At 66.4% G+C, this 22307-nt stretch carries 26 protein-coding genes, 1 tRNA gene and 1 pseudogene; 13 read left to right on the top strand and 15 right to left on the bottom strand.

All coding sequences use genetic code 11. From position 1 onward, the window contains the following. Positions 1 to 21: 21 nt before the first annotated feature. The 8 genes from ACFQ9K_RS32355 to ACFQ9K_RS32320 all read right to left on the bottom strand — a co-directional run bounded on the left by ACFQ9K_RS32355 (position 22) and on the right by ACFQ9K_RS32320 (position 6895). Positions 22 to 360 (bottom strand): hypothetical protein, encoded by a 339-nt coding sequence (locus ACFQ9K_RS32355; RefSeq protein ID WP_378719047.1) that lies wholly within the window; start codon positions 358 to 360, stop codon positions 22 to 24. Positions 361 to 533: 173 nt separating this feature from the next. Continuing rightward, the gene (locus ACFQ9K_RS32350; RefSeq protein WP_378719087.1) at positions 534 to 704 is read right to left on the bottom strand and encodes a polymorphic toxin type 30 domain-containing protein; all 171 of its coding nucleotides are present in this window, start codon (positions 702 to 704) and stop codon (positions 534 to 536) included. A 426-nt stretch (positions 705 to 1130) separates the two neighbouring features. Continuing rightward, positions 1131 to 2648 carry a glycosyltransferase family 25 protein gene (locus ACFQ9K_RS32345; RefSeq protein ID WP_378719048.1) on the bottom strand — a complete coding sequence of 506 codons (1518 nt, stop codon included), beginning with the start codon at positions 2646 to 2648 and terminating at the stop codon, positions 1131 to 1133. Further along, positions 2645 to 3205 carry a hypothetical protein gene (locus ACFQ9K_RS32340; RefSeq protein WP_378719050.1) on the bottom strand — a complete coding sequence of 187 codons (561 nt, stop codon included), beginning with the start codon at positions 3203 to 3205 and terminating at the stop codon, positions 2645 to 2647. The genes ACFQ9K_RS32345 and ACFQ9K_RS32340 overlap by 4 nt, the downstream gene beginning before the upstream one ends. Positions 3206 to 3315: 110 nt before the next feature. After that, the gene (locus ACFQ9K_RS32335; protein ID WP_378719051.1) at positions 3316 to 3696 is read right to left on the bottom strand and encodes a hypothetical protein; all 381 of its coding nucleotides are present in this window, start codon (positions 3694 to 3696) and stop codon (positions 3316 to 3318) included. Between the two features lie 193 nt (positions 3697 to 3889). Further along, positions 3890 to 5077: a glycosyltransferase family 4 protein gene (locus ACFQ9K_RS32330; protein ID WP_378719052.1), complete on the bottom strand. Its 1188-nt coding sequence runs from the start codon at positions 5075 to 5077 to the stop codon at positions 3890 to 3892. A 593-nt stretch (positions 5078 to 5670) separates the two neighbouring features. Beyond that, entirely contained in the window at positions 5671 to 5925 is a 255-nt protein-coding gene (locus ACFQ9K_RS32325) for a hypothetical protein (protein WP_378719053.1), read from the bottom strand. Positions 5926 to 6088: 163 nt separating this feature from the next. Then, positions 6089 to 6895, bottom strand: coding sequence for an alpha/beta fold hydrolase (locus ACFQ9K_RS32320; RefSeq protein WP_378719090.1), 807 nt, complete (start codon positions 6893 to 6895; stop codon positions 6089 to 6091). Positions 6896 to 7079: 184 nt separating this feature from the next. Here ACFQ9K_RS32320 and ACFQ9K_RS32315 point away from each other — a divergent pair, with 184 nt between their 5' ends. Continuing rightward, positions 7080 to 7772: a winged helix-turn-helix transcriptional regulator gene (locus ACFQ9K_RS32315; RefSeq protein WP_378719055.1), complete on the top strand. Its 693-nt coding sequence runs from the start codon at positions 7080 to 7082 to the stop codon at positions 7770 to 7772. Positions 7773 to 7791: 19 nt separating this feature from the next. Here ACFQ9K_RS32315 and ACFQ9K_RS32310 read toward each other — a convergent pair. Then, positions 7792 to 7992: pseudogene (locus tag ACFQ9K_RS32310) on the bottom strand (hypothetical protein); the annotation flags it as partial. 103 nt (positions 7993 to 8095) lie between these two features. Here ACFQ9K_RS32310 and ACFQ9K_RS32305 point away from each other — a divergent pair. Then, positions 8096 to 8167 (top strand) — tRNA-Val (locus tag ACFQ9K_RS32305). A 271-nt stretch (positions 8168 to 8438) separates the two neighbouring features. Then, a complete protein-coding gene (locus tag ACFQ9K_RS32300; RefSeq protein ID WP_378719057.1) occupies positions 8439 to 9014 on the top strand; it encodes a hypothetical protein in 576 nt (191 codons plus the stop codon). Positions 9015 to 9251: 237 nt separating this feature from the next. On the opposite strand, the gene ACFQ9K_RS32295 is transcribed toward ACFQ9K_RS32300, so the two are convergent. Next, the gene (locus ACFQ9K_RS32295; RefSeq protein ID WP_378719058.1) at positions 9252 to 10187 is read right to left on the bottom strand and encodes a hypothetical protein; all 936 of its coding nucleotides are present in this window, start codon (positions 10185 to 10187) and stop codon (positions 9252 to 9254) included. A gap of 366 nt (positions 10188 to 10553) precedes the next feature. Between ACFQ9K_RS32295 and ACFQ9K_RS32290 the strand changes: the two genes are divergently transcribed. After that, the gene (locus ACFQ9K_RS32290) at positions 10554 to 11297 is read left to right on the top strand and encodes a phosphotransferase (RefSeq protein WP_378719061.1); all 744 of its coding nucleotides are present in this window, start codon (positions 10554 to 10556) and stop codon (positions 11295 to 11297) included. Positions 11298 to 11396: 99 nt separating this feature from the next. On the opposite strand, the gene ACFQ9K_RS32285 is transcribed toward ACFQ9K_RS32290, so the two are convergent. Continuing rightward, complete coding sequence (locus ACFQ9K_RS32285; protein WP_378719062.1) at positions 11397 to 11756, bottom strand: hypothetical protein; 360 nt, start codon at positions 11754 to 11756, stop codon at positions 11397 to 11399. A 267-nt stretch (positions 11757 to 12023) separates the two neighbouring features. On the opposite strand from ACFQ9K_RS32285, the gene ACFQ9K_RS32280 reads away from it, so the two are divergent. Beyond that, positions 12024 to 12224, top strand: coding sequence for a hypothetical protein (locus ACFQ9K_RS32280; protein WP_378719064.1), 201 nt, complete (start codon positions 12024 to 12026; stop codon positions 12222 to 12224). Here the strand turns inward: ACFQ9K_RS32280 and ACFQ9K_RS32275 are convergent. Then, positions 12175 to 12936, bottom strand: a complete 762-nt coding sequence (locus ACFQ9K_RS32275) for an ArsR/SmtB family transcription factor (RefSeq protein WP_378719066.1) — start codon at positions 12934 to 12936, stop codon at positions 12175 to 12177. The two genes, ACFQ9K_RS32280 and ACFQ9K_RS32275, sit on opposite strands and share 50 nt — an antisense overlap. 64 nt (positions 12937 to 13000) lie before the next feature. Here ACFQ9K_RS32275 and ACFQ9K_RS32270 point away from each other — a divergent pair, with 64 nt between their 5' ends. The 5 genes from ACFQ9K_RS32270 (at position 13001) to ACFQ9K_RS32250 (ending at position 16967) form a co-directional block, all read left to right on the top strand. Continuing rightward, the gene (locus tag ACFQ9K_RS32270) at positions 13001 to 13690 is read left to right on the top strand and encodes a hypothetical protein (RefSeq protein ID WP_378719068.1); all 690 of its coding nucleotides are present in this window, start codon (positions 13001 to 13003) and stop codon (positions 13688 to 13690) included. Continuing rightward, entirely contained in the window at positions 13687 to 14466 is a 780-nt protein-coding gene (locus tag ACFQ9K_RS32265; protein ID WP_378719071.1) for an isocitrate lyase/phosphoenolpyruvate mutase family protein, read from the top strand. The genes ACFQ9K_RS32270 and ACFQ9K_RS32265 overlap by 4 nt, the downstream gene beginning before the upstream one ends. 121 nt (positions 14467 to 14587) lie before the next feature. Next, entirely contained in the window at positions 14588 to 14929 is a 342-nt protein-coding gene (locus ACFQ9K_RS32260; RefSeq protein WP_378719072.1) for a YciI family protein, read from the top strand. Further along, positions 14930 to 16162 (top strand): RNA polymerase sigma factor, encoded by a 1233-nt coding sequence (locus ACFQ9K_RS32255; protein ID WP_378719075.1) that lies wholly within the window; start codon positions 14930 to 14932, stop codon positions 16160 to 16162. Between the two features lie 121 nt (positions 16163 to 16283). Further along, positions 16284 to 16967: a Clp protease N-terminal domain-containing protein gene (locus ACFQ9K_RS32250; RefSeq protein ID WP_378719077.1), complete on the top strand. Its 684-nt coding sequence runs from the start codon at positions 16284 to 16286 to the stop codon at positions 16965 to 16967. Positions 16968 to 16986: 19 nt separating this feature from the next. Here the strand turns inward: ACFQ9K_RS32250 and ACFQ9K_RS32245 are convergent, their stop codons facing one another. After that, positions 16987 to 17694: an SDR family oxidoreductase gene (locus ACFQ9K_RS32245; RefSeq protein WP_378719078.1), complete on the bottom strand. Its 708-nt coding sequence runs from the start codon at positions 17692 to 17694 to the stop codon at positions 16987 to 16989. 109 nt (positions 17695 to 17803) lie between these two features. Here ACFQ9K_RS32245 and ACFQ9K_RS32240 point away from each other — a divergent pair, with 109 nt between their 5' ends. Next, positions 17804 to 18706: a LysR substrate-binding domain-containing protein gene (locus ACFQ9K_RS32240; protein ID WP_378719080.1), complete on the top strand. Its 903-nt coding sequence runs from the start codon at positions 17804 to 17806 to the stop codon at positions 18704 to 18706. Positions 18707 to 18710: 4 nt separating this feature from the next. Here the strand turns inward: ACFQ9K_RS32240 and ACFQ9K_RS32235 are convergent, their stop codons facing one another. Next, positions 18711 to 19202, bottom strand: coding sequence for a pyridoxamine 5'-phosphate oxidase family protein (locus ACFQ9K_RS32235; RefSeq protein WP_378719081.1), 492 nt, complete (start codon positions 19200 to 19202; stop codon positions 18711 to 18713). 62 nt (positions 19203 to 19264) lie between these two features. On the opposite strand from ACFQ9K_RS32235, the gene ACFQ9K_RS32230 reads away from it, so the two are divergent. Both ACFQ9K_RS32230 and ACFQ9K_RS32225 read left to right on the top strand, forming a co-directional pair. Then, the gene (locus tag ACFQ9K_RS32230; protein WP_378983980.1) at positions 19265 to 20233 is read left to right on the top strand and encodes a helix-turn-helix transcriptional regulator; all 969 of its coding nucleotides are present in this window, start codon (positions 19265 to 19267) and stop codon (positions 20231 to 20233) included. A gap of 82 nt (positions 20234 to 20315) precedes the next feature. Further along, positions 20316 to 21278: a helix-turn-helix transcriptional regulator gene (locus ACFQ9K_RS32225; protein WP_378725877.1), complete on the top strand. Its 963-nt coding sequence runs from the start codon at positions 20316 to 20318 to the stop codon at positions 21276 to 21278. A gap of 8 nt (positions 21279 to 21286) precedes the next feature. On the opposite strand, the gene ACFQ9K_RS32220 is transcribed toward ACFQ9K_RS32225, so the two are convergent. Then, positions 21287 to 22156 carry a helix-turn-helix transcriptional regulator gene (locus tag ACFQ9K_RS32220; RefSeq protein ID WP_378725875.1) on the bottom strand — a complete coding sequence of 290 codons (870 nt, stop codon included), beginning with the start codon at positions 22154 to 22156 and terminating at the stop codon, positions 21287 to 21289. Between the last annotated feature and the right edge of the window lie 151 nt (positions 22157 to 22307).

Here is a 22307-nt window from a genome sequence, read left to right as displayed (position 1 = left end):
GGTCCGACCGTCCTCGTGATACTAGGCGGTGTCGAGTAGTGAAATAAGATAGTCGTAGTGCTCAATCGAAGATCCGGTCAGCTTGCGCGGGTCTATGGCCGTAGTTGCTAGCAAAGTTTCCCGATCTATTTCTCTGTTTCCGGCAAGTTCAGCGGCGGCGTTCAGTTCGGTTTCAAGCGCGTTTTCGTCCGATTCCTGCTCGGCCAGCCAGAGCAATATCGACACTACCGTGTGGGCTTGTTGGCGAGAGTATTCGCTGACCCAGTCGGTTGTGGCGTCGCTGGCCCGAGCGCGAGTTTCTGCGGATTCGCTGAGCAGCTTCCTAAGCAAGGAGATAAACTCAACTGTTCGTATTTGCATATGCATTCCTTCCATAGCAGCGGTAAGTCTTCAGGCCACGGTATGTGAGTTGCATTGCTCCGCCGAAATCATAGTTCGGGCTATTGGGGTTATCGGCCGCCGACCTGAAGTCTATAGGTAGGCCAAACAGCAGAGTTGGAGCCGTCGGGTGCGGTGCCATCGGGTCCGTGAATTCATAGTCGCATCTTCTGACCGCCCTCATTTCTCCAGCTGTATTCGATACCTTCTTGCACACCTCCATACTGGCTTGGCGTCAATATGCGGACAGATGCGTCGCCGGGAACTATCTCCAACGGGTTCGGGCTCTGTGCGGTTCCTGACGGTTGTTTGATGCTGGCACCCATTCCCTCTGCGGCTTCGTCACCGGCACGGAGGAACAGCCGGGCCGCACCAGCGCCTTCGCCGCCGATGAGGGCGGTGGCGATGTCGAGGCCCACCCACGGGCGCGGGACGCCGGCGTGTCAGGCTCAGCAGCAAGGTTTGCGAGAGCGAACATGTGGGAGCGGTGTTCACCAAGTCGAGTCGAACTCTTCTCTCGCGGTCCAGCGATCACCAGCAGGTTTCATAAGACCGAATGTCCGCAAATGCCGCTGCGCGGGCGTTCTCAGCGGCGAGATCGACTGCCGCGCAGAACATCCTGTATTGCCGACGTGCGTGTTCTCCAATGGCCCGTCATCCGGCCGCCGGACTAGACGTCCGGAAATCGTCACCGACAGTGGGATGCTGTGATCGGCTTGACCTCTGCTGGTCATTGACGGCGTTCGAGCGGGTCATGGAGTTATTGGGAACTGGTCGCGCAGGTCTGGATGCTCCAAATGGATGTAGCTTTCCTGGCTGGCGATGGTGGGAGTACATCGGTACACGCCCTCGGTGAACGTCTCGGCGTAGTAGACGTCGACGTGACCTCCGTGGCCGGCGAGGAAATCGCCCATGGATTCAGGATCAGCAGGTAGTTCATCGAGGATCTGATCGAAGACTCGCTGGTGATAGGCGATGGCGTGGGTGGTGACCAAACCACGCGCGTGGCGCAGGAACGCTGCCCCTGGTACTGGGCTGTCGATGCCAAGAGGGTTCATTTGGTCGGAGTAGAAACCGCCCAGGTAAAACAGTTTCCAGGGCAGTTTCATCAGTTCGCGGACACTGTGACGCAACACCCAGATCGCACCGTGCAGGAACACAGCGTCGTCCTCAAAGACCAAGACGCTGTCGAGGCCTTTTTTGCGGGCTTTTTCTATAATGCGTCGGTGGGACAGGGCACAGCCGATTGGATACCGCTCCGGTGTCAGAGTCGCGGGCAGGCGCTGGACCTTGTCCGAGATATTTAAAGAGGCGAAGCGCGCATTGATGCGAGTCCATCGGTCGGGTTGGCGGTCGGAGTTGATGCAGACAATAGCATCGAAGGCATCGAAGGGGCTGTTGCGCGCTGCGTGCCAGTGGGCAAGGTGGTGGTCGAGCCAGGGGGCTCCGCGTCCTTCGGTGTAATGGTCGAGAATCGGCTCGACGGCTTCACCGTTGTCTTCCCAACACAGTAGATATTCGAAGAATTGTGTCGTTTCCCAGGCTAGGCCCTCCGGACGATCATCGGCCGTATTGCTCCACCGTAGAAATGGCAGGCATAACGTACGTCCTCCCCGCGCCCGGAACTTTTTATGCAGGTAGCCGGCAGGTCCCTCGCTCATGCCCAGCCGGGGATGGATTCCAGGCCAGCATGCTTTGCGGCAGGCGAATACATCGAGGTGGTGCAGCCCAATCTCCACCGGGGCGTCGAAGGGTGAGATGGCGCGAAGATCGCCGCCGGGAACGCCGAACTTTCCCTGATGCCATACCGGGTCCAACTGGACGAGGTCCTGACCCAGCGTGGTTCCCCTCATCGGACCTTGGAGAAGATCGAGGCAGTGAGGATTTTTCGTGGTGAACTTCACTAGGTCACTGAGTGCCCCACTCTCGAGGCGGGTCCCTGGCCGCAGATACACGACCCAGTCAGCCTGAGCGCAGGTGAAGATCGCATTCAACGCCGCGGTCCCAGGCTGCCAGGGCAGAACTCGAACCCGAATGTCCCCGGTTCGGCGAAACTGTGCGGATATTGCGTCGAAGACGGGTTGACATTGTGCCGAGCTCGTGACCAACAGGATTTCGAGCTGCTCGATGTGGCCGATGTCGCCCACAGCGAGCATGTTTCGGGGGAGTTGCCCATCATCGATGACGATCCCGACGGTGAGCAGCGGGCGAATAGTTGCGGGTACGGCTACCGCCGCGGTCGAGGCGCCAGATGCTTCTAGGTTGGTCATGCGATCCACCCGCGGATCGCAAAACGGGCGCCTGATGGATCCGCGGACTGAGAGTTCACCGGCCCCCGCCCGGCAAGTCGTCTCGCCGGGCGAAGCTCGGACCAGAAGCAGGCGGGGAAGAAGACAATGCTGTCATGTTCGACCGGGCAGTCTCGATATCCGGCATCTAGTGCCGGCTGCCCATCGCGGATGGCGACATCGTAGACACGCAACGCTCCACCGCAGAATCGCTGAGGTCTGGCATAGAGCCAGTACAAGAAAGCCACCTGCGGTGAGCCGGCCGCCGAGGTGGCCTCGTTTGCGTCTGGTCGACCTTGATCGTCACCGGTCTGTACGGAGAACGTCAGCCTGGGACGATCGGAAGACGCCACGCCCAAGAGATCGCAGACCGTGCCGGTGACCTGATCTACAGCCGTGGCCAGGTCTCCGACACCATCCGGCTCCGGGCGGTCTGGTCCGGCCAGAGCCGCCGTGAACTGTTCGAGCAGGCGGTCCGCTGCCTCAACACCGAGGAAGTCACGGAAACTGCACAATGGAGACGCCAGCGTTGCAATCATCCGACCCGACTCCCATTCCACCATCACTCGTGACAGAGCGGCACCCGATCCACCTACGGGCCGATCAGGCGTGTTCGGTCCTCGCTGATAATTAACAGCCGAGAGGCTTCTTACTTGGGAACAACGAAAGAGAACCCATATTGCACTTTTTCGTCTTTTGCTTCTCCGGGCTCAAGTTTCCGAGCGTCAACCGATTGCTTCTTGCTCGTTTTTCCGCAGTCAAAACTGTCCGCGTAGTATTTCAGCGGCTTGTCGGTTTCGTTCTTGATAGCTACATCGGTAGGCTCCGGCGAAAAGATATCAATACCGATGCAGCGACCGTCACCCTCATGTTCGGCGATCTTGTAAGTCACATTCCCGATATTAGTGGTGACTGTGACTTCTCCACTGGCAGCGTTCGCGGCCGCCGGAAGCATTCCTCCGGCCACGGTGACCGCAGCCGCAGTACCTGCCAAGGCTGCGATTCGCTTGCCCAGATCTGTTCGATTCATCGACTGTCCTTTCGTTGCCCGAGGGCCTTCCTCGAAGGCAGGTCCTCGCTGGTGGTCGCTCTACCGAACCAGTATTCGTAGCCGTGTACCTTCCGGATGGAACCGCGCATCACGCGGCAAGTCTTCCGGCACATCCGACACATGCACCGTCCGGTGCCGTGCCATCGATGTGGCTGAAACTTCCGGACTGAGATCAGCGGTGCGTCGGCAATCCCTTCCGCGATCGAGAGGTACTCCGTCCCGCATCGATCGCGTGCGTGTAAAGGTCAAGGAGACGAGCGGTGGTCTGTTGGCTCGAGTACCGCGTCAGGGACGCCTGCGCACGCTGTCCGATCGCGGTCAGCGCAGCACGGTCGGTGCTGACCTCGGCGAGAATGTCGGTCAGGGCGCCAGCGTCGCCGGGAGCGACGAGGAACCCCGTACTGCCGTGGTCGATGATCTCGGCAGAGCCGGCGCCGGTGGTGGAGATGACAGGTTTGGCGTGTGCCATCGCCTCGACCACCGTGTAGCCGAAAGCTTCGGCGTGCGACGGCAGTACAACCAGGTCTGCGGCGGCGATCGTGCGCTGCAACTGCTCGCCGCGTTGTTCCGGGAGGAACCGGCATAGGGGTGGTTCCGCGTGGCGGCCCAGGATCTGCCGCATCCGCGATTCGGCCACGCTCTTCCATGGCGCTTCTTGGCTGACGAAGCTCACCGTCGCGTCCGCGCCCTGGTCGAACCAGCTCCGCAGCGCGTGCGCGAGTGTGAACACACCTTTGTGCTCAGCCAAGTGGCCGAAGTACAGCACGCGCAATGGCGAGTCGGTGTCCATATGCGGATCCGGCGACGTGTCCTGGGCGACCGTCGGGAGCTGGATCGGGTTGGGGATCACTGAGGGCTGATACGGCAAATCCCACAACCGGGTGGCGACCTCGGCCAGCCACACGGTGGGGCTGGTCACCAGAGCCGAACGATCAATCTGCATTTTCTCCAGGTCGAGCACTTCGCGGTCGGACGCGCTCTCTGCACTGCCTCTGCGTGCCAGCAGATAGGTGTAGGGCGTGTGCAGGCGAGTCCCCACCCGAACCGACTCATCGAGCAGAGCGGCGAAGCCCAGGTAATCTGCGGCCTCGACATAGTCGAGGCGATGGCCCTGCTGGATCCAGGCGTTCACAGCATCGCGGAACGCTTCGGCGTAGCCCCGAGGAGTCGGTGAAGCGGCGACGACCGTGATGACACGAACCCGGTCGGTCGAGGCAGGTGTAGTGCCCCGGCCGGCCGTGAACACAGTGACGTCGTTGCCCAGGCTCGCCGCTTGAGCGGCCAGGGTATGGCAGTAGGTGGCGATCCCGCCGGGACTGGACTCGTACCACCACTCGGGTGTCAACAACGCGAGATGCACGGCCCTCCTTGATATTCAGGATTAGTTGGTGCCCGCGAGAAGAGCAGAGCGCGAACATAAACCTGGTGCGGGTCAGACCGGGTTGATACCAGCCACCAGGCCAAGATCCCGTCAAGTATTCGGACCTACGGCCAGGCCGGATGGGCCAGATGTCGCCTGCGTCCACCTGAAACCAGTCTCTGCGCATCGGCATACGGCCGTATTTATCCTGCGCTAACCCATGCTGACTTCAGTCGGGGTGAGTGAGCGATAATGGCTCCCCTTTTCAGCCACGCCCGCACGGCACCCGGTGGGACGCAAGCCATTAAAGAGCCACGCCAAAGTCAGGTAGGCAGCCGCTGGAGAGCCTCCCGCCGGGCACCTGGGCCCGATCCTGGCCGGGAACGGGCCCTGCCGCCAATGCTAAGTAGCCGCTGCGCGAGCGTTCGTGTGAGCACGATCGTTGTCCCGCGCGAGCGATCTCGCGCACGTCCGCAACTGCCGAGTTGCGAGTGTGTGCCTGCGCGTAGTCCGTTGCTACACAGGATCTCGTTCCGCTACCACGCGGGTCGCGGATCGCTCATGTCCTTCGGGACAGAGATCAAGCTGCGGGGTCAGAAATCCGTCCGCACCAGGATGCCCGGCTCCGGAGCGAACTCATCAGACAGTGGGGCTGGTGCATAGTGTCGTTGTGTACGAGGGAGTTCTATCTCGACCAACTTGCCATCGTGGAGCATCCACAGACCGAAGCAGTCATCTTCTTCATCGTGGATCAATACCTGAACACTCTCTGGGAACGGCCAGGGCAGCGATTCGAGATTCGCGAGGAGTCCTGTTCTCGAACGCACGCGTTGGAACTCGATGGCCATCAAGATTCCCCAGAACACCAACCGGTCGGGCACCCGTGGCCGGTGGCAGCCAAGCGAGTGGACTGCCGGAACTCAGGAGTCGCCGCTCGCCGACCGATGCTGACGTGGCCGATGGGCCTGCGTTCCGAAGCGACCCACGGTAGCGACCTGATCAGTCGGCGGGTTACTGGTTGAAGAACGTCTTCAGTACACGGGCCATGAGTTCGGGGTCGACGACATGTCCCTGTCCGTCGAGCGTGTGTCGTTCGGTCTGGGGGATGGCAGCAATTATCGCTTTCGCGGCGCGGTCGAAGAAGTCGGTCGGGAGGCCTGCGAACTGGGGCTGGGTGGTCGGACCCTCAGTGGTCGCCAGGACCGACTGAGTGATGCGGGCAAGTCGGTTTGTCGGGATCTTGTAGTCATTGAGGACCATGGCGTCCTTGACGAGCGTGTGGGCGAGCGCGACGGACCAGGCCCAGAGCGGGTGCTGTTTGCCAGCCGCGATGTCCGCGTCGGGTCCGCCGGTAAGCCTCATGAACAGTTCCAGGAGCTCCTCGTCCTGGCCGGCTTTGTATGCCTCGTGGGTGTCCGCGATGTACTGGTTGAACCTCGGCCACAGATCGTCCCCGATCACGTACGGCACATCCCACACCGCGATCTTGTCGATCGCCGAACCTGCCGCTGCTGCCTCCAGCGCGAGGGCGCCGCCAGATGAGGCGCCGTACACGTGAGCCGAGCCGCCGGCTGTCGCAATCAGCGCGTCGAGGTCTTCCACCTCCCGCGCCACGGCGTACGGCGGTGTATCGCCGCTGTCGCCCCGACCGCGTCGTGCGTAGTTGTAGACCGTGAAATGGTTGGCAAGGAGCCGGGCCAGCGGCGCGTTCTCAGCGCCGTCGTCTAGGGTCCCGCCGACGAGGATCACCGCCGGGCCAGCGCCTTTCCGGTCGTAGGCGATCCTCGTACCGTCGGCGGACGTCACACGAAGTGTCATCTCGTTCACTGCTTCTCTCCATTTCTCGATGCGTGATCGTCACCGTCGGAGTATGTCGACCAAGGACCACCCGGGGCCCCGTCGCCGTGCCGTGTGTAGCCGATGACGGTTCCGTCGACGGAGGCCACGTTCACACTCCTAATTTAGGAGCATCCACACCTGTTGTGCAAGTACAATCGGGTGAATGAGCAAGAAGCGGCTGTTCGACGACCCCTGCGGCATCGCGCGAGCGCTGAATGCGGTCGGCGAGCGGTGGGCGTTGCTCGTCGTGCGGGAGCTGGTCTTCGGTCCGAAGCGCTTCTCCGACCTGCACCGCGGGCTGCCGCAGATGAGCCAGAACGTCCTCGCGCAGCGGCTGCGCGAGCTCGAAGCCGACGGCCTGGTGCGGCGAAGGCGCCTGGGACCGCCTGCGCCCGCCGCCGTGTATGAACTCACTGAGCGCGGGCAGGAACTGGAGCCCGTGCTCCGCGCGCTCGCCCACTGGGGCAGCCGCGCACCGCTGCCCGAGGACGGCGCGGCGGAACTGAGCGTCGACGCGCTGCTGTTCGCTCTGCGCGCGACCTTCGATCCGGCACTGGCGGGCGAGCTGTCGCTGCGCTGCCAGCTGGACGTCGCGGGTGATCGGTTCCGCATCACCGTTGCGGGCGGGCGCCTTGAGTTGGACCGTGGTGAGCACGCCGAACCCGAGGCGTGGCTGACCGTGCCGGAGGCGGCGACATTGCGCGATCTGGTGTTCGCCGGTGCGGCGCTGCACGACGCCGTCGAGCGGGCAGACACCGAGGTGGCGGGCGATACCGCGCGACTCGCCGCACTGCTGCGCTGCTTTCCCGCAGCCGTGCGGTATCCGGCGCCGGTGAACCAGACAACAGTACTGTGATATCCAAATCGGAAGTCGCCGTTGCTGTTCCGAGAGCTACGCTGCCACCTAACCATGCTGCCCGCGCACGCGGGAAGTCCTGGATAATCAGCTGCCGCGCTACTTCCACCCCGTCGATTGCCACCACGGCAGTGTGCGTCGGATCGGTCCCGGCGAGACATCGAACAGCCCACCGCGCACCCAAGTGGGTGCGGACCGGCTTCGACAAACGCACGCTCATGCCGCATTCAGCTCGCCCGAGGTTGTCCGCGCTGGGCAGCCGGAATACGCACGGCCCGTATTTGTCTCGCCCTCTTGCCCACATCCGTAGACTTGCGGACGGCCATGGAGTAGATCAGCGGTAGATCACCGGCACGACACGTGGGAGGTCGCGGGTTCGAACCCCGCCTCCGTGGCCCCGAACTTCCAACGCACGATAATGCCGCTTCCGCGCTGACCGAAGCGGCCAGCGCGGCGCGGCGGAAGATCAACCGGCCGTGCCGAACTGACCCGTCCCGGACGTCCGCCGTTGCCGATGAGCGAGTCGGCTCGCGCACAGTCGGCCCGGCTGACACGGGCAGCCGAACGCCTGGTTCGCTGCGACATGCCACGCGAAACGCACTTGGTCCCATCCGGGAGTACCAGCGGCAACGATTACTTGTTGTGCTGACTCTCAGCAGTAGGCCCATGGCCGGCCTCAGCGCCTACACCGTTGCCCTCTGTGCGGCCGGACTGTTGGCTGCCGCACCTGCCAACGCCCTGACCGGAATCAACAAAATCGGCCCGGTCACCAAAAAAGGTGAGTCCACTTATGTCACCGTTGGTTATGCCTGCGAGCAGGTCAGGTACATATACGTCCACCTGATCAACGACCAGAAGGACGAGTCCGATGGTTTTGGGAACACGGTGTGTGATGGAAAGTTCAAAACTGCGGAGATCAAAGTACGCAGCATCCGAACCAGCGAGGACGGCACCCTGCACGTCGTAGTGGGCTTGAGCAAACGCGACGAGAGCAACCGTGACATCGTCGGAGAGCTGGTCGCCGACGAGGTAAAAGTGACCACCGCCCAGCAGAGCCCGAACGTCGCTGCGGTCGTGCTGTATCAGCACCGAGCATCGGTATGCGGTCGTCACCTGGCGCAGCGCACCGGCGGGTGGCGTCATGGGAGCGTTGACGGCACCTTTCGCCGGATGAAGAATCTTGGTCGATGTGGCCCTGCCGCCACCGCCGACAGCGAGCTTACTGGCCGTTGCCCGCGCTAAGCCGCGCGCCGCGCTGCTCGTCGGCGGTGCGCTGCGGCTCTGGACTGGCGTACCGGCGAGCGCGCTCCGATGGCATCGCGTCCTGTCTCGACCGCCCTGTCTCGCGCGCTGGCATGGCATTTCCGCCGCGCACGCGCTCGATGACGCCGAGCGAGCCTATGTCGTGGAAGCGATCTGGCGGTAGATCGTCACGCAGTACGCACGCCCAACCGCCTCCGTGACGACACGGCGGGTCAGTTATGCGACTGTCTCGGTAGACATTCGCCGATCCAGATGCCAGAGGCGGCCGCGGATCCACGGATTGGCACGCCGGAAGCGATCCTGTTTAGGATGCACTGCCAGGTCGTCGCGCAGTTCCCGGCCGTAGCCGAGGCAGACCGCGACGCGATCGGCGACGATAAGGCTGTAAAGCCCCAGAAACTCCTTCCCGTAGGAGTCCAGGACACACGCCATCGTGATCACCACGGCACCCGGCAGGCCGATCACGAGCAGCAACGGCCCGGCGATGGCCCCGATCGTCAGGATCTCCGCAACCACGAAGTGCACTTTGGACACGCCGTCCTCCATGTTGGCCCTGCCACGAGCTGTTACGGCCGAGGCCACGACCGTCCCCGCCGCTACCACCGCCGCGGCCAACCCCGCCATGACCGAGGCTGGCCTGCTGTACAGGGCCGGCAGCCGACGGGTGAGCCACGGGCCGATCAGGAGCAGGCCCAGTCCCCAGGCGCACCGCATGGACAGGCCACGAGGCGCCGGTTCGATCAAGTCCTTGCCGTCCACTTCGATCTCCGCCCGCGGGCGGAGAAACAGACCCGTTCTCATGGAATCGCCGAGCACCACCAACGGATACTTCGCGCCGTCCACCCCAGCCGCGCGCGCGACCGTCGTCCATATTGGAGTGAGCAGCGCGGCCTCCTCGGCTGTCGGTGAGCGCAGCCGCGAGGCAAACCGGACCCGGACAGGCCGGTAGCGGGCGATCACGCACCAGATCAGCCAGGCCACCGGAAGAATCCACTGCGGCCACCCCAACGTCCGGTCGAGCCACGCCAGCAGCAGTACCGTCACCACCACCAGCGGCAGGCTGACCAGCAGTTGCGCCACGAAGATCACGCCGCGCGATCGCCGCAGCCACGACAGATCCGCCGGCGTGGCAGCCTCCCTCTCTGTGCTCACCCGTCGATCATCCGGCGAACCCACCCGCGCCGCAACACTTTTCGCTGCTCCACCCTCCGATTCTGTACCTGTTCGGATACGAGCTGCCGAGGAAATGACGAGTAGGTCATCTCTTCGGCAGCGCCTATCCAAGCCATCAACCGGCACGCGATGAGGCCGTGAACGATGTTCCAGGTAGCGCCGACCCGGTGCCGGGCCGGACAGGAGCAGATCCGCGGGACTCCAACGCACGGAAATGCCGCTGGGCGGGTGTTCTCAGCGGCGAGATCGACTGCCGCACAGAATGTCCGATCGTGCCGAATATCGGGCAGTTCGAGGATGTCGGGCATCCTCCCTCGTCGCGGGAGAATAGCCAGCGTGGAAGCTGTGGAGATCGTTGTCGCTCATCAACAACGCGCAACCGTGCGGGTCGGTGACACGTTTCTGAAGATCGACAGCGATCAGGCGCGCATCGACGCAGAGGTTGCGGCGATGACGGCTGCGCCGATACCGACACCGAAGATCTTGTGGCGCAAGCCCTCTGTGCTCGCTATCGCCGCTCTACCTGGGACCGCGCTCGGCCGGCTCGGGGAACCGTCGTCCGCATCCTCGGCGGCGTGGGCAGCGGCCGGGTCGGCGCTTCGAATACTGCATGAAGCGCCGTTGCCGGCGCGGCCCGCTCGCCCTCCCGAGCACCTCGCGGCTGAACTCGATGCCGAATGCGCGTGGTTGAGCGAGAACAACGTCTTGCCCGCTGATGTCATCGCGTGCAACCGCCGGATCGCTGAGGTCGCGCTCCGGCCGTGGATACCAGCGTTTACACACGGGGATTTGCAGGTGGAGCACGTATTCGTTCAGGGGGACGCCATCACTGGCGTGATCGATTGGTCCGAGGCGGCTCAGGGGGACGCTATGTATGACCTCGCCACATTGACACTCGGTCATCCCGGGCGCGTCGATGATGTGGTGTCAGGCTATGGCATCGGTGTGGACCTCGACGTGATCCGGGCTTGGTGGTCGGTACGAAGTCTGCGCGGCGTGCGCTGGCTGATCGATCACGGATTCGACCCCACCTCGCCGGGGCGCGAAGTCGACGTACTCAGAGCTCAGGCAAGGCGAATTCAGCTGTGAAGAGCCGCGTCCGCTTCTGCCGCGCAGAACATCCAATAGTGCCGAGTGCCGTGTGCAAGTGACAGCGCCGATTCGATCGTGAAGCCGAGGTGGGATTGCTCAACCGTGCGGATCACTCGGAGCGGATCGGTTGTAGAAGAGTTGTTCGAGCAGTTCCTTCGCGGGCCGATCCAGAGGCTTTCCGCCGGCATCGAGGCCGGGCGCCGGATTATCGTCGAATCCCGCGATCTGCTCACAACGCCCATCGACCGTCGTGGCGTAGACCTGCGTATCCGCTGGCCGCCAGATGACCACGGCATCCGGATAGTGAGACAGCTCGGCGGCCATCGAATCGGGCCCGCGGAATGTCAGAAGAACCTTGCCTTCTCTCGGGAACTCATAGTGCATCGCCTCTGGCTCGATCACGACGACGAACCGGTGGCTGCCAGCAGGCGCCGACACTGTCAGCTGGAACTCCATCCACCGATCATGCCGTAGCTCAGGGAGATTCGGCGATCGGTTCAAGCGTCCGCCTATGCCGCCGCGCGCATGTTGTGTGCGGCGAGAACGACTGCCGCGCAGAACATCCTCTACTGCCGACATGCGAGCTTGACCGACTGCGCTAGCTCCGACGGTGCCGCGCTGAGTCGTCCCTAAGGACTCAATTCGGGGCGAACGCTCTTCGATCTGTATCGGGCGTGTCAGCGGAGGAGTTTGATGACGCAGTAGATGCGCTATCATTAGAACATGCGTTCGAACACAGCCTTTGAGGAGCAGGTCAGCGCGCTGGAGCGTGCGGTGGCCGCGCTGCGCGGGCTGGACGTTTCGCGGGCCACCGAGGAGGAGTTGGTCGAGTTGCTGGATCGGTTGGAATCGGCGGCCCGGATGATGGCGGGGATCATCTCGCGGGTCGCCTACCGGCTCCGGCAGTTGCGGGATCCGGCGTAGGCGCCGGCTCGAGGTCGGGCGGCTCGATGCCGAGCAGCGCGTGCAGGCCGGACTCGCCCTTCGGGGTGACGCGGATGGCGCGGCCGGTGCCGACGCGGGCGATCCAGTCGAGTTCGTGCAGGCGGCGGCAGAGGTGCGCGCCGGCGGCGCCGCCGAGGTGAGTGCGGCGTTCGGTCCAGTCGAGACAGGCGCGGGCCAGCGGGCGACGGGTGGCGCGCATATCGGCGGGGCGGACACCCAGGGGTCCGGTCAGCCAGGACAGGCCGGCCTCGGTGAGCGCGAAACCACCGTTCTGATCGAGCAGGGAACGCGCGGTCATCGCGTCGGTGATGGCCACGCCGAGGCGGCCGGCCAGATGGTCGTAGCAGGTCCGGCCGCGCGCCAAAGCCGCAGCGACAGTAGCGGTTCGGAGATTGGTCACGGCCGGGCGGGGCGGGTCGAGGTGGGTGACCATGGACTCCAGCAGCTCGGCCACCTGCGGGCCCGCGAGCTGCACATAGCGATGCCTGCCCTGCCTGCGTTCGACGAGCAGCCCGCCGTCGAGCAGGCGGTTGAGATGTTCGGTGGCGGTCGACGCGGCCACCCCGGCGTGCCGAGCCAGCTCGCCCGCCGTCCAGGCGCGGCCGTCGACCAGCGCGAGACACATGTCGGCGCGGGTGCGGTCGGCGAGCAACGCGGCCAGGCCGGCCAGCTCGGCTCCTCTGGATGACATCACCCCATGATGGTGGGCGAACGTTTCGGCGGCCACCGAAACGTCCGGGAGTTACGGTCACCGCATGAATCGGACAGTTCCGCTGATCACCGACCCCGATCAGGTGCGCGCGACCTTGATCGACGCACCGGTACCCGCCGTACCCGCCGTGGACGCGCCGGTAGGCATCGCCTGGTTGCGCGCGCACGTGCCGCGCTTCAGCACCGGTTCCGAGCATCGGCGGCTGCGCGCGTTGGTCACCGCGGAACTCGATCGACTCTCCCCCGCCGACCTGCGGGAGCGCGCGCGGACCGCCGACGGGCCGCTGCCACACGTCCGTGCCCTCGCGGAAGCTCTTGGCCTGCACGATATTTCCGTGGACGCGGTCGCCTTGGTCGCCGCGCACTATCAGCCGTTCGAGCCGGACAATCCGGCGGCCGACGACGCGGTCATCGAACTGGTCGCGGCCTGCGGCGGCGCCGCCGACGACGTCACGGCGGCCCGGATCTGCCTGCTGGTTCAGGCCTGCGCCGCGACGAGCGCCTTGGTCGCCAACGCGCGACAACTGAACGCACCGGGCACCGCGGAACAGCTCATCGAACGAACCATGGACGAGAACCCACCGCTGCGGTCGACCAGACGAGTCGTCGACGGCGAGCTCGTCGAACTCGACCTGCGCCACCCTGGACTAGGTTTCGGGGCAGGCCCGCATGCCTGCCCCGGCCGAGCGCACGCCATCGCCACCGCCACCGGAATCATCGAGGGGTCCGAATGAACAAGACGAAGCTATTCCACGAACTACATCACGGCGACCGACCGCTGGTCCTGCCGAACGCGTGGGACTACGGTTCCGCGGCACTGCTTGCCGCCGAAGGCTTTCCGGCGATCGGCACCACCAGTCTCGGCGTCGCCGTGGCCGCCGGCCTGCCCGACGGCACCGGCGTGACCGGCGAAACGACCCGCGCACTGGCCACCCTGCTCGCCGGCCTGCCCGTCCCGGTCACCGTCGACATCGAGGGCGGTTTCAGCGAAAACCCCACCGCGGTGGCCGAATACGCCGCCCAGCTGGCGGACCTGGGGATCGCGGGCATCAACCTGGAGGACGGCCGTGCGGAAAACACCCTGGCCGACCCGGAGCACCAGGCCGAGCTGATCACCGCGATCAAACAGCGCGTGCCCGACCTGTTCCTCAACGCCAGGGTCGACACCTACTGGGTGAAAGACGACATCGCCCGCACCCTCACCCGCGCCGAGCGCTACGTCGCCGCGGGCGCCGACGGCATCTTCGTCCCCGGGCTGACCGACCCCGAAGGCATCACCCAACTCGTCACCGCCATCCCCCTGCCGATCAACATCCTCTACTCCCCCGCCGGTCCCTCCCTCGCCACCCTCACCGACCTCGGCGTCCGCCGGGTGAGCACCGGCTCCCTCCTCTACCGAGCCGCCCTGACCGTGGCGCTCGACACCGCCCGCGCGGTCCGCCACGACCATCCGATCCCCGTCGCCGCCCCGCCCTACACCGAAATCCAGGCCCTGACCAACCCCGCCTGACCGCCCGGGTACTCACCATCCGACCCGTGTCGATTTGATGGGGTGTTGTTCGTGTAGTAGGTGACGCCCGGCAAACGAGCGTCACCATCGCCACCTACCAGCACGGATGAGGAGAATCACGATGCCGCAGTATCTGCTCAGCATCTACCAGCCCGACGGCGAAGGCGTGCCGGACAATATCGACGAGATCCTGCGCGACCTCGATGCGGTCAACGCCGACCTGCGCGCCGCCGGAGCCTGGGTATTCGCGGCGGGGCTGCACGCGCCGAGCACCGCGACCGTGGTGCACGCCAAGGGCGACGACGTCCTGATCACCGACGGCCCGTACGTCGAGGGCAAGGAACACATCGGCGGATTCACCATCATCCAGGCCGCCGATCTGGACGAGGCGCTGGCGTGGGGTCGCCGGCTGACCAAGGCGATCACGCTGCCGATCGAGGTCCGCCCGCTCCGGGACAGCTAGATGGCCGAACCCGTGACCGCCGCGGTCATCGAGGCGGTGTTCACCGAACACTACGGTCGCGCGGTCGCCGGCCTGATCCGCGTCTTCGGCGATATCGGAATCGCCGAAGACGCGGTGCAGGACGCGTTCACCGCGGCCGTGCTGCGCTGGCCTGCGGACGGGCTGCCGCCGAGCCCGCCCGGCTGGATCATCACCACCGCCCGCAACCGCGCGATCGATCGGCTCCGCCGCGAGGCCTCCCGCGCCGACCGCTACGCACAGGCGGCATTGCTGCACGCCAACGACGAACCGGCCGAACCGGAGGGTGCGGTGCGCGACGACCGACTGCGGCTGATCTTCACCTGCTGCCACCCCGCGCTGGCCCGCCCGGCACAGGTGGCGCTCACCCTGCGGCTCCTCGGCGGGCTGACCACACCGGAGATCGCCCGCGCCTTCCTGACCACGGAATCGACCATGGCGCAACGGATTGTCCGCGCCAAGGGCAAGATCCGCGACGCCCGCATCCCCTACCGCGTACCCGCCGACGCCGAGCTGCCTGCGCGGTTGCAGACCGTGCTCGCGGTCGTCTATCTGATCTTCACCGAGGGGCACACGGCGACGTCCGGCGACCGGCTCGTCCGAGCGGACTTGTGCGCCGAGGCGATTCGCCTCGGCCGCCTGCTCACCGACCTCCTGCCCGCTGAGCCGGAGGCCGCGGGCTTGCTCGCGTTGATGCTGCTGACCGAGGCCCGCCGCCCGGCCCGCACCGCGGCGGATGGATCCCTGGTGCCGCTGCCCGAGCAGGACCGCACCCGATGGGATCGCAAGCACATCGCGGAAGGGCACGCGATCGTCCGAGAATGCTTGCGCCGCAACCAACCTGGGCCGTATCAAATCCAGGCCGCGATCAACGCCGTGCACACGGACGCGCCGACCGCCGCCGCCACCGACTGGCCGCAGATCGTGCGACTCTACGACCAACTGACCGCTCACACGCCGAGCCCGGTCGTCGCACTCCACCGCGCCGTCGCCGTGGCCGAAGTCGACGGCCCCGCAACCGCACTCGCGCTGCTCGACGGTCTCGGCCTGGAAAAGTACTACCTGTTCCACGCGATTCGAGCCGACCTGCTCGAACGCCTCGGCCGCGCAACGGAAGCCGCCGCGGCGTTCGACGCGGCGATCACCCGTACCAGAAACGCCGCCGAACGCGCCTTCCTCGCCCGGCGCCGCGCATCGCTGACCGCACGGGAATGAATTCCGCGCAACCACGCCGTTCACGCCGCGTTTCCTGCACTCGACCGGTGCATATCGACCAGCCACCGCGCATTGTTGACTACCATCGAAATCAGCGGCCGATGGCCGAAAGGGGGTCGCTGTGTTCGAGAGATTCTCCGATCAAGCCCGCCGGGTAATCGTCCTGACCCAGGAAGAGGCGCGCGAGCGCGGCCACGACTACATCGGCGCGGAACACATGCTGCTCGCCGTCCTGCGCGCCTGCGAGATCGGTTCCGCGGCCACCACCGCCCGCGCGCTGACCGAGCTGGGAATCGATCCGCCGACGGCCAAGGCACAGATCGCGCTGCCGCCGGGGACCGCGGAGCACAGCGCATCCGGGCACATCCCGTTCACCAAGCAGGCCCGAAAGGCGATGGAGAACAGCCTGCGCGAAGCCAGGGCGCTCAACCACGCGCACATCGAACCGAGCGACCTGCTGCTCGCCCTGACCAGGACCGCCGACGACGATCCCGAAACCCCGATCGGGACCGCCGTCACCGCGCTCGGGTTGACGCACGAGAAGCTGCGGCGGGCGCTGCGCGTCGGCGCGACCTACCAGGCGCCCTCGATCACCCCGCACTTCACGACCAAAGCCCAGCAGGCCCTGGCCCGCGCCAATCTCGAAGCGCGCGCATCCACCGGCGTCGGCGTCGATACCGGGCACGTGCTGCTCGGGCTCCTCGTGCAGGAGGACGAGGTCGTCCATCCCGCGCTACAAGCGCTCGGCATCGACCCCCAGCAGTTGGCCGCCGAAATACGCAACCGGCTGCCACGCGCGAAATAACCCGCTCACCGAACGGATTTCACGCCAGGCGGCCGCCGCCGTCGACATGCACTGTCGTGCCGGTCACGAATGGATTGGTGAGGGTGAGCAACGCGGCCGCCGAAATGTCGGCCGGATTGCCAACGCGGCGCGCGGGATTGGCCGCGGCGACACCGGCGAGAAAGTCGTTCTTCGCCTCCCCCAGGCGATCCCACACGCCGGAGTCGACGATGCCCGGCGATATCGCGTTGACCCGGATCGGCGCGAGTTCCACCGCGAGCGCCTGGGCGAGGAAGCTCACCGCACCGTTGGTCGTCGCCATCACCGCACGTTCGGGTGCGGGCCGCCACGCCGCGAAGCCGGAGAACAGCAGGACCGCACCGCCTTCGCGCAGGCGCGGCCCGAAGTGCTTGGCCAGCATGATCGGTCCGATCACCTTGGCGTCGAACGCCCGCGTCACCGCGGCCCGGTCCAGGCCGGTCACCGGTCCGTTGGCGTGCGCGGCGGCGACGGACACCAGGTAGTCGACCTCGCCGACCCGCGCCGCCAGCCGGGCGATCGATTCCTCGTCACCCAGATCGACGGCCGCGGCGCTCGCGCGATCGCCGAGATCGGCGAACGCGTCCGGGTTCCGCCCGGCCAGTACGACCGTCGCGCCCGCGGCGATCGCGTCGGCGGCGATCTGCCGTCCGATGCCGGAACTGCCGCCGATGATGACCAATCTCTTGCCGTCCAGCGCGCCTGTCATGGCTGTCTCCTCGGTTGTCGTTGACCTACACCGAGTGCCAACGCGGCCGTTCCACCGGACAATCCCGTCGCAATATCGATTGTTTATGGCTTTCCGATAGGGTTTGCGAATGGCAACCCTGCGCGCGCTCGAATGTCTCGTGGCCGTGCTCGACTTCGGCTCGGTGACCGAGGCGGCGGCGCGGCTGCACATGTCGCAGCCCGCGCTGTCGCATCAGCTCGTGGCGCTGGAGCGGGAGATCGGCACGCCGGTGGTGCAGCGATTGCCGCGCGGGGTGCGAGCGACGGCCGCGGGGCGGGCGATCGTGGCGGACGCGCGGGCGGCGCTGGCCGCGGCCGAGCGCGTGGTGTCCACCGGGCGAGCCGTCGCGGCCGGCGCGCAGGGGCAGCTGCGCCTCGCCTGCGCCGAGAGCATGACCGCGGGGTTGCTCGCGCCGGTATTGCGCGGGTGGCGGCGGCGACATCCCGACGTGCACGTCACGCTGACCGAGATGTCGAGTGCCGACGCACTGTCGGAACTGGTGCGGGCGGGTACCGCGGACCTCGGCATCGGACCGCGCCCGACGCGCTGGGACGGCCACCTGGAGGTGATCGGCCGCGAGGAGATCGTCGTCGCACTCGCCGCGGTGGACACCGCGAACCCGTTGACCCTCAACGACATTGCCGCCGAACCGATGGTGCACTACCACCCGGACAACGGCCTCGGCGCCTGGCTCGACGAGATCGCCGCCGACCGCGGCGTCACGCTCACCGCCGCGACCCGCACCAGGCAGGCGAACACCGCGGCCCAACTCGCCGCCGCCGGTCTCGGTGCCGCGCTCGTGCCGACCTCCGCGCTGTCGGCGACCTTTCCCGGCGTCGTACGCAGCCTGCACCCGCCGCTCTTCCGCGACGTCGTGTGCCTGACCACCACGCCGAACGACCCACTGGTGCAACGGTTTCAACACGAGGTGCGCAAACGCGGCGTCCCGGTCCCGGTGGCGATCGCGGCTCAGCTCACGCCCCGGCGCTGAACGCTCAGTGCTTGCGTACGACCCGTTCGCCCTGACCCGGCTTCCAGATGGTGATGTCGAGGTGGTCATCGACGACCTCGACCGTGGAAGCGCTGCTCAAGTCCGCTACGTAGAAGTGGTCGAACTCCCGCCCGCGAATATCGAACCCGGTGTCGTCGAACAGTTGCTGCGCGAACCGCGCGTGCACCTGCGGGTCCGGCAGGTCGACGACGGTGCCGAACAGCTTCGCGTCGCCGTCGCTGACCTTCGTGTCGACGGTCGCGGTGTGCAGGCAGAACCGCGGATCGCGGGCCAGATCGCGGAACTTGGTCGTGCCGGGCATGCCCGAGATCACCAGCATGCCCTCGAAGAACCGCGGTTCCACCGGGCTGATCCGCGGGAACCCGTCCGAGCGGAGGGTGCCGAGCATGCACAGGTTGCCGGTGGCGGTGTGCCTGCGCACGAAGAGGTCGGCGATGCGCGGTGCTTCTGCGGCGAATTCACTCCACGTGGTCATATCGCCGAAGATACGGTCGATCCTTGACATCTTCTGTCATATTTCGCGGCTAATCTCGTTCTATGCGAGCGAGCCGGCTGGTGCAGTTGCTGCTGATCCTGCAAACGCGCGGGCGGACCACGGCCGGCGAGCTGGCCAAGGAGCTCGAGGTGTCGGTGCGCACCGTGTATCGGGACGTCGAGGCGCTGTCCGCGGCCGGGGTGCCGGTGTACAGCGAACAGGGCCGGGCGGGCGGCGTGCAGCTGGTCGACGGCTACCGCACCCGGTTGACCGGGCTCACGACCGAGGAGGCCGATGCCGTTCTGCTGGCCGGATTGCCCGGCGCCGCAGCCGATCTGGGGCTCGGTACGGTGCTCGCCACCGCCCAGCTCAAGGTGCTCGCCGCGCTGCCGCCCGAATTGCGCGGCCGCGCGACCAGAATCGCCGAGCGAGTACACATCGATGCCCCCGGCTGGTTCCACCCGCCAGACGAGACACCCACGCTGAACATCGTCGCCGACGCGCTCTGGCACGACCGGCGATTGCGGATTCGATACGGACGCAAAGACAAGATCGTGGATCGCCGCCTCGACCCGCTCGGCCTCGTGCTGAAGGCAGGCACCTGGTATCTGGTCGCCCGAGACGGGGCGGCGATCCGTTCCTACCGGGTGAGCCGAATCCGCTCCGCCGAACCGAGCGCCGAATCCTTCACCCGCCCTGGCGATTTCGACCTGGCCGCGCACTGGTCCAGTTCGGCGGACGATTTCGCGCTCTCGATGCTGCGGGTCCGCGCCCGCTGCCGGATGCCGGCCACCCACCTGCGCATGCTCCGCCTGTGGCACGAACCCGTCGCGGTCGCCGAGGCACTGGCCTCGGCGACCGAACCCGACGCCGACGGATGGGTCGAACTGACCCTCCCCTCCGAGTCCTACGAGGTCCTCGCCCATGCCATCCTCCCGTTCGGCGAACACTGCGAGGTACTCGATCCGCCCGAACTCCGGGCACACATGGCGCAGACCGCCGCCCGGATGCATGCCCGCTACAACGGCTGACGACCGCGGGCAAGGAACGGGTCGGTTCAGGGCCGCGCACTTAGGACAGATCTGTTCCTAACCATCTGCCATTCTGGATCACATGCTGGAAACCTCGGCGCGGCTGCTCAAACTGCTCGCCCTGCTGCAAACCCACCGCGACTGGACCGGCGCCGAACTGGCCGAACGACTCAACGTCACCGGGCGGACCGTGCGCAGGGACGTCGATCGCCTCCGCGAACTCGGCTATCCGGTGAACGCCACCCAGGGCACCGCAGGCTACCGCCTCGGCGCCGGCGCGGCACTTCCGCCGCTGCTGCTCGATGACGACGAGGCGGTCGCGGTCGCGGTCGGCCTGCGCAGCGCATCCGACGGAACCGTGGCGGGCATCGAAGAATCCTCCCTGCGCGCACTCACCAAGCTGGAGCAGGTGCTGCCCCCGCGGCTGCGCCACCGAGTCCGTACCCTGCGCGGCGCCACCCTCCGCGTCGCGGCCCCCGGCAGCCCCGTCGAACCGGACACCCTGATGGCCATCGCCGAGGCCTGCCAGCGCCATGAACGTCTCCGCTTCGACTACCGCGCCCACGACGGCACCACCACCGTCCGCACCGTCGAACCCCACACCCTGGTCCACTTCAGCCGCCGCTGGTACCTGGTCGCCTGGGACGCCGACCGTGCCGACTGGCGCACCTTCCGCGCCGACCGGATCACGCCACGCACCCCCACCGGCCCCCGCTTCCCGCCCCGCGACCCACCCGAAGGCGATGTCGCGACCTACCTTTCCCACCAACTCTCCACCCGCGCCTGGCCGCACCGCGCCACCGTCCTGCTGCACGCCTCCGCCGAAACCGCCGCGCCCAACGTCTGGCCGGGCATGGGCGTCCTCGAACCCGTCGACCCCACCAGCTGCCACCTCCACCTGGGCGCCGAGTCCCCGGAAGCCCTCGCCTGGATGATCACCGCGGTAGACCTCGACTTCACCCTGCTCGCCGGCTCACCGCAACTGGCCACCGCCCTGCGCACCCAAGCCGCCCGCTGTCACAACGCCCTCAGCCGATTCCCCTGAGTTCTCCGCTACCGCGACGTCTCCTGGCTGGCCGCCCACGACGCCAATACGGCCAGGCCGTCCGCGGTCGCCGTGCCGGCGGGCGCGGTGTAGACGTTCAGGATCAGGCCGGGTTCGGCGGACAGGTCCATCGACTCGACGTCCAGGTCGAGCCGGCCCACCACCGGGTGGTGCAGACGCTTGCGTCCGGAACGATGCAGCCGGACATCCTGGGAGGCCCACCGCTGCCGGAATAGTTCACTGCGGGTGGATAATTCGCCGACCAGGGCGATCAGCTCCGCGTCGTGCGGATCGCGGCCGGCCTCCATCCGCAGCTTCGCGGCCACATCGCGGGCGATCCGGTCGTAGTCGACGAAGAACGCTTGTGCCGCTTCAGGATTCAGATACACGAACCGCGCGGTGTTGGCCGGTCGTCGCGGGTCGGCCAGCACCGGTGCATAGAGCGCGCGGGCAAGGTGATTCGTGGCCAGCACGTCGAAACGTCCGGTACAGATCCACGCCGGCGCATCGGTGATGGCGTCGAGCACCCGCTGCAGCGCCGGACGCACCGGCCCGGCGCTGCGCCGCCGACGCGAACCGCTGGGCGCCTTCGACTGCCGCGCCAGGTGGAACAGGTGGTCGCGCTCGGCCTCGTCGAGTTGCAAGGCGGCGGCCACCGCGTCGAGCACCCCGTCGGAGGCGCCGGACAGGCTGCCGCGTTCCATCCGCACGTAGTAGTCGACCGATACCCCCGCCAGCAGCGCTACCTCCTCGCGGCGCAGACCCGCGACCCGGCGGTTGCCGCCGTAGGCGGGCAGTCCGGCCCGCTCAGGCGCGATCCGCGCCCGACGCGAGCGCAAGAACTCCTTGATCTCGGTGCGCGGATCTCTCGTGGCCACTCCTCCACCGTAGGCCCTGTCCACGAGCAGAAGGAGGTCCTGCCGGTACCCCGCACCGCGACCAGCGGGTTCAGCGGCTCGCGCGCGAACGGAGACACCGATGCGGGGCCGGACTCGACGGCCGCGCTCGTCGACTGTCTCGACGGGCAAT

It is taken from the genome of Nocardia sp. NPDC056564 (assembly GCF_042793755.1).
Classification (GTDB): Bacteria; Actinomycetota; Actinomycetes; order Mycobacteriales; family Mycobacteriaceae; genus Nocardia.
This window is presented reverse-complemented; position numbering and strand designations above follow the sequence as displayed.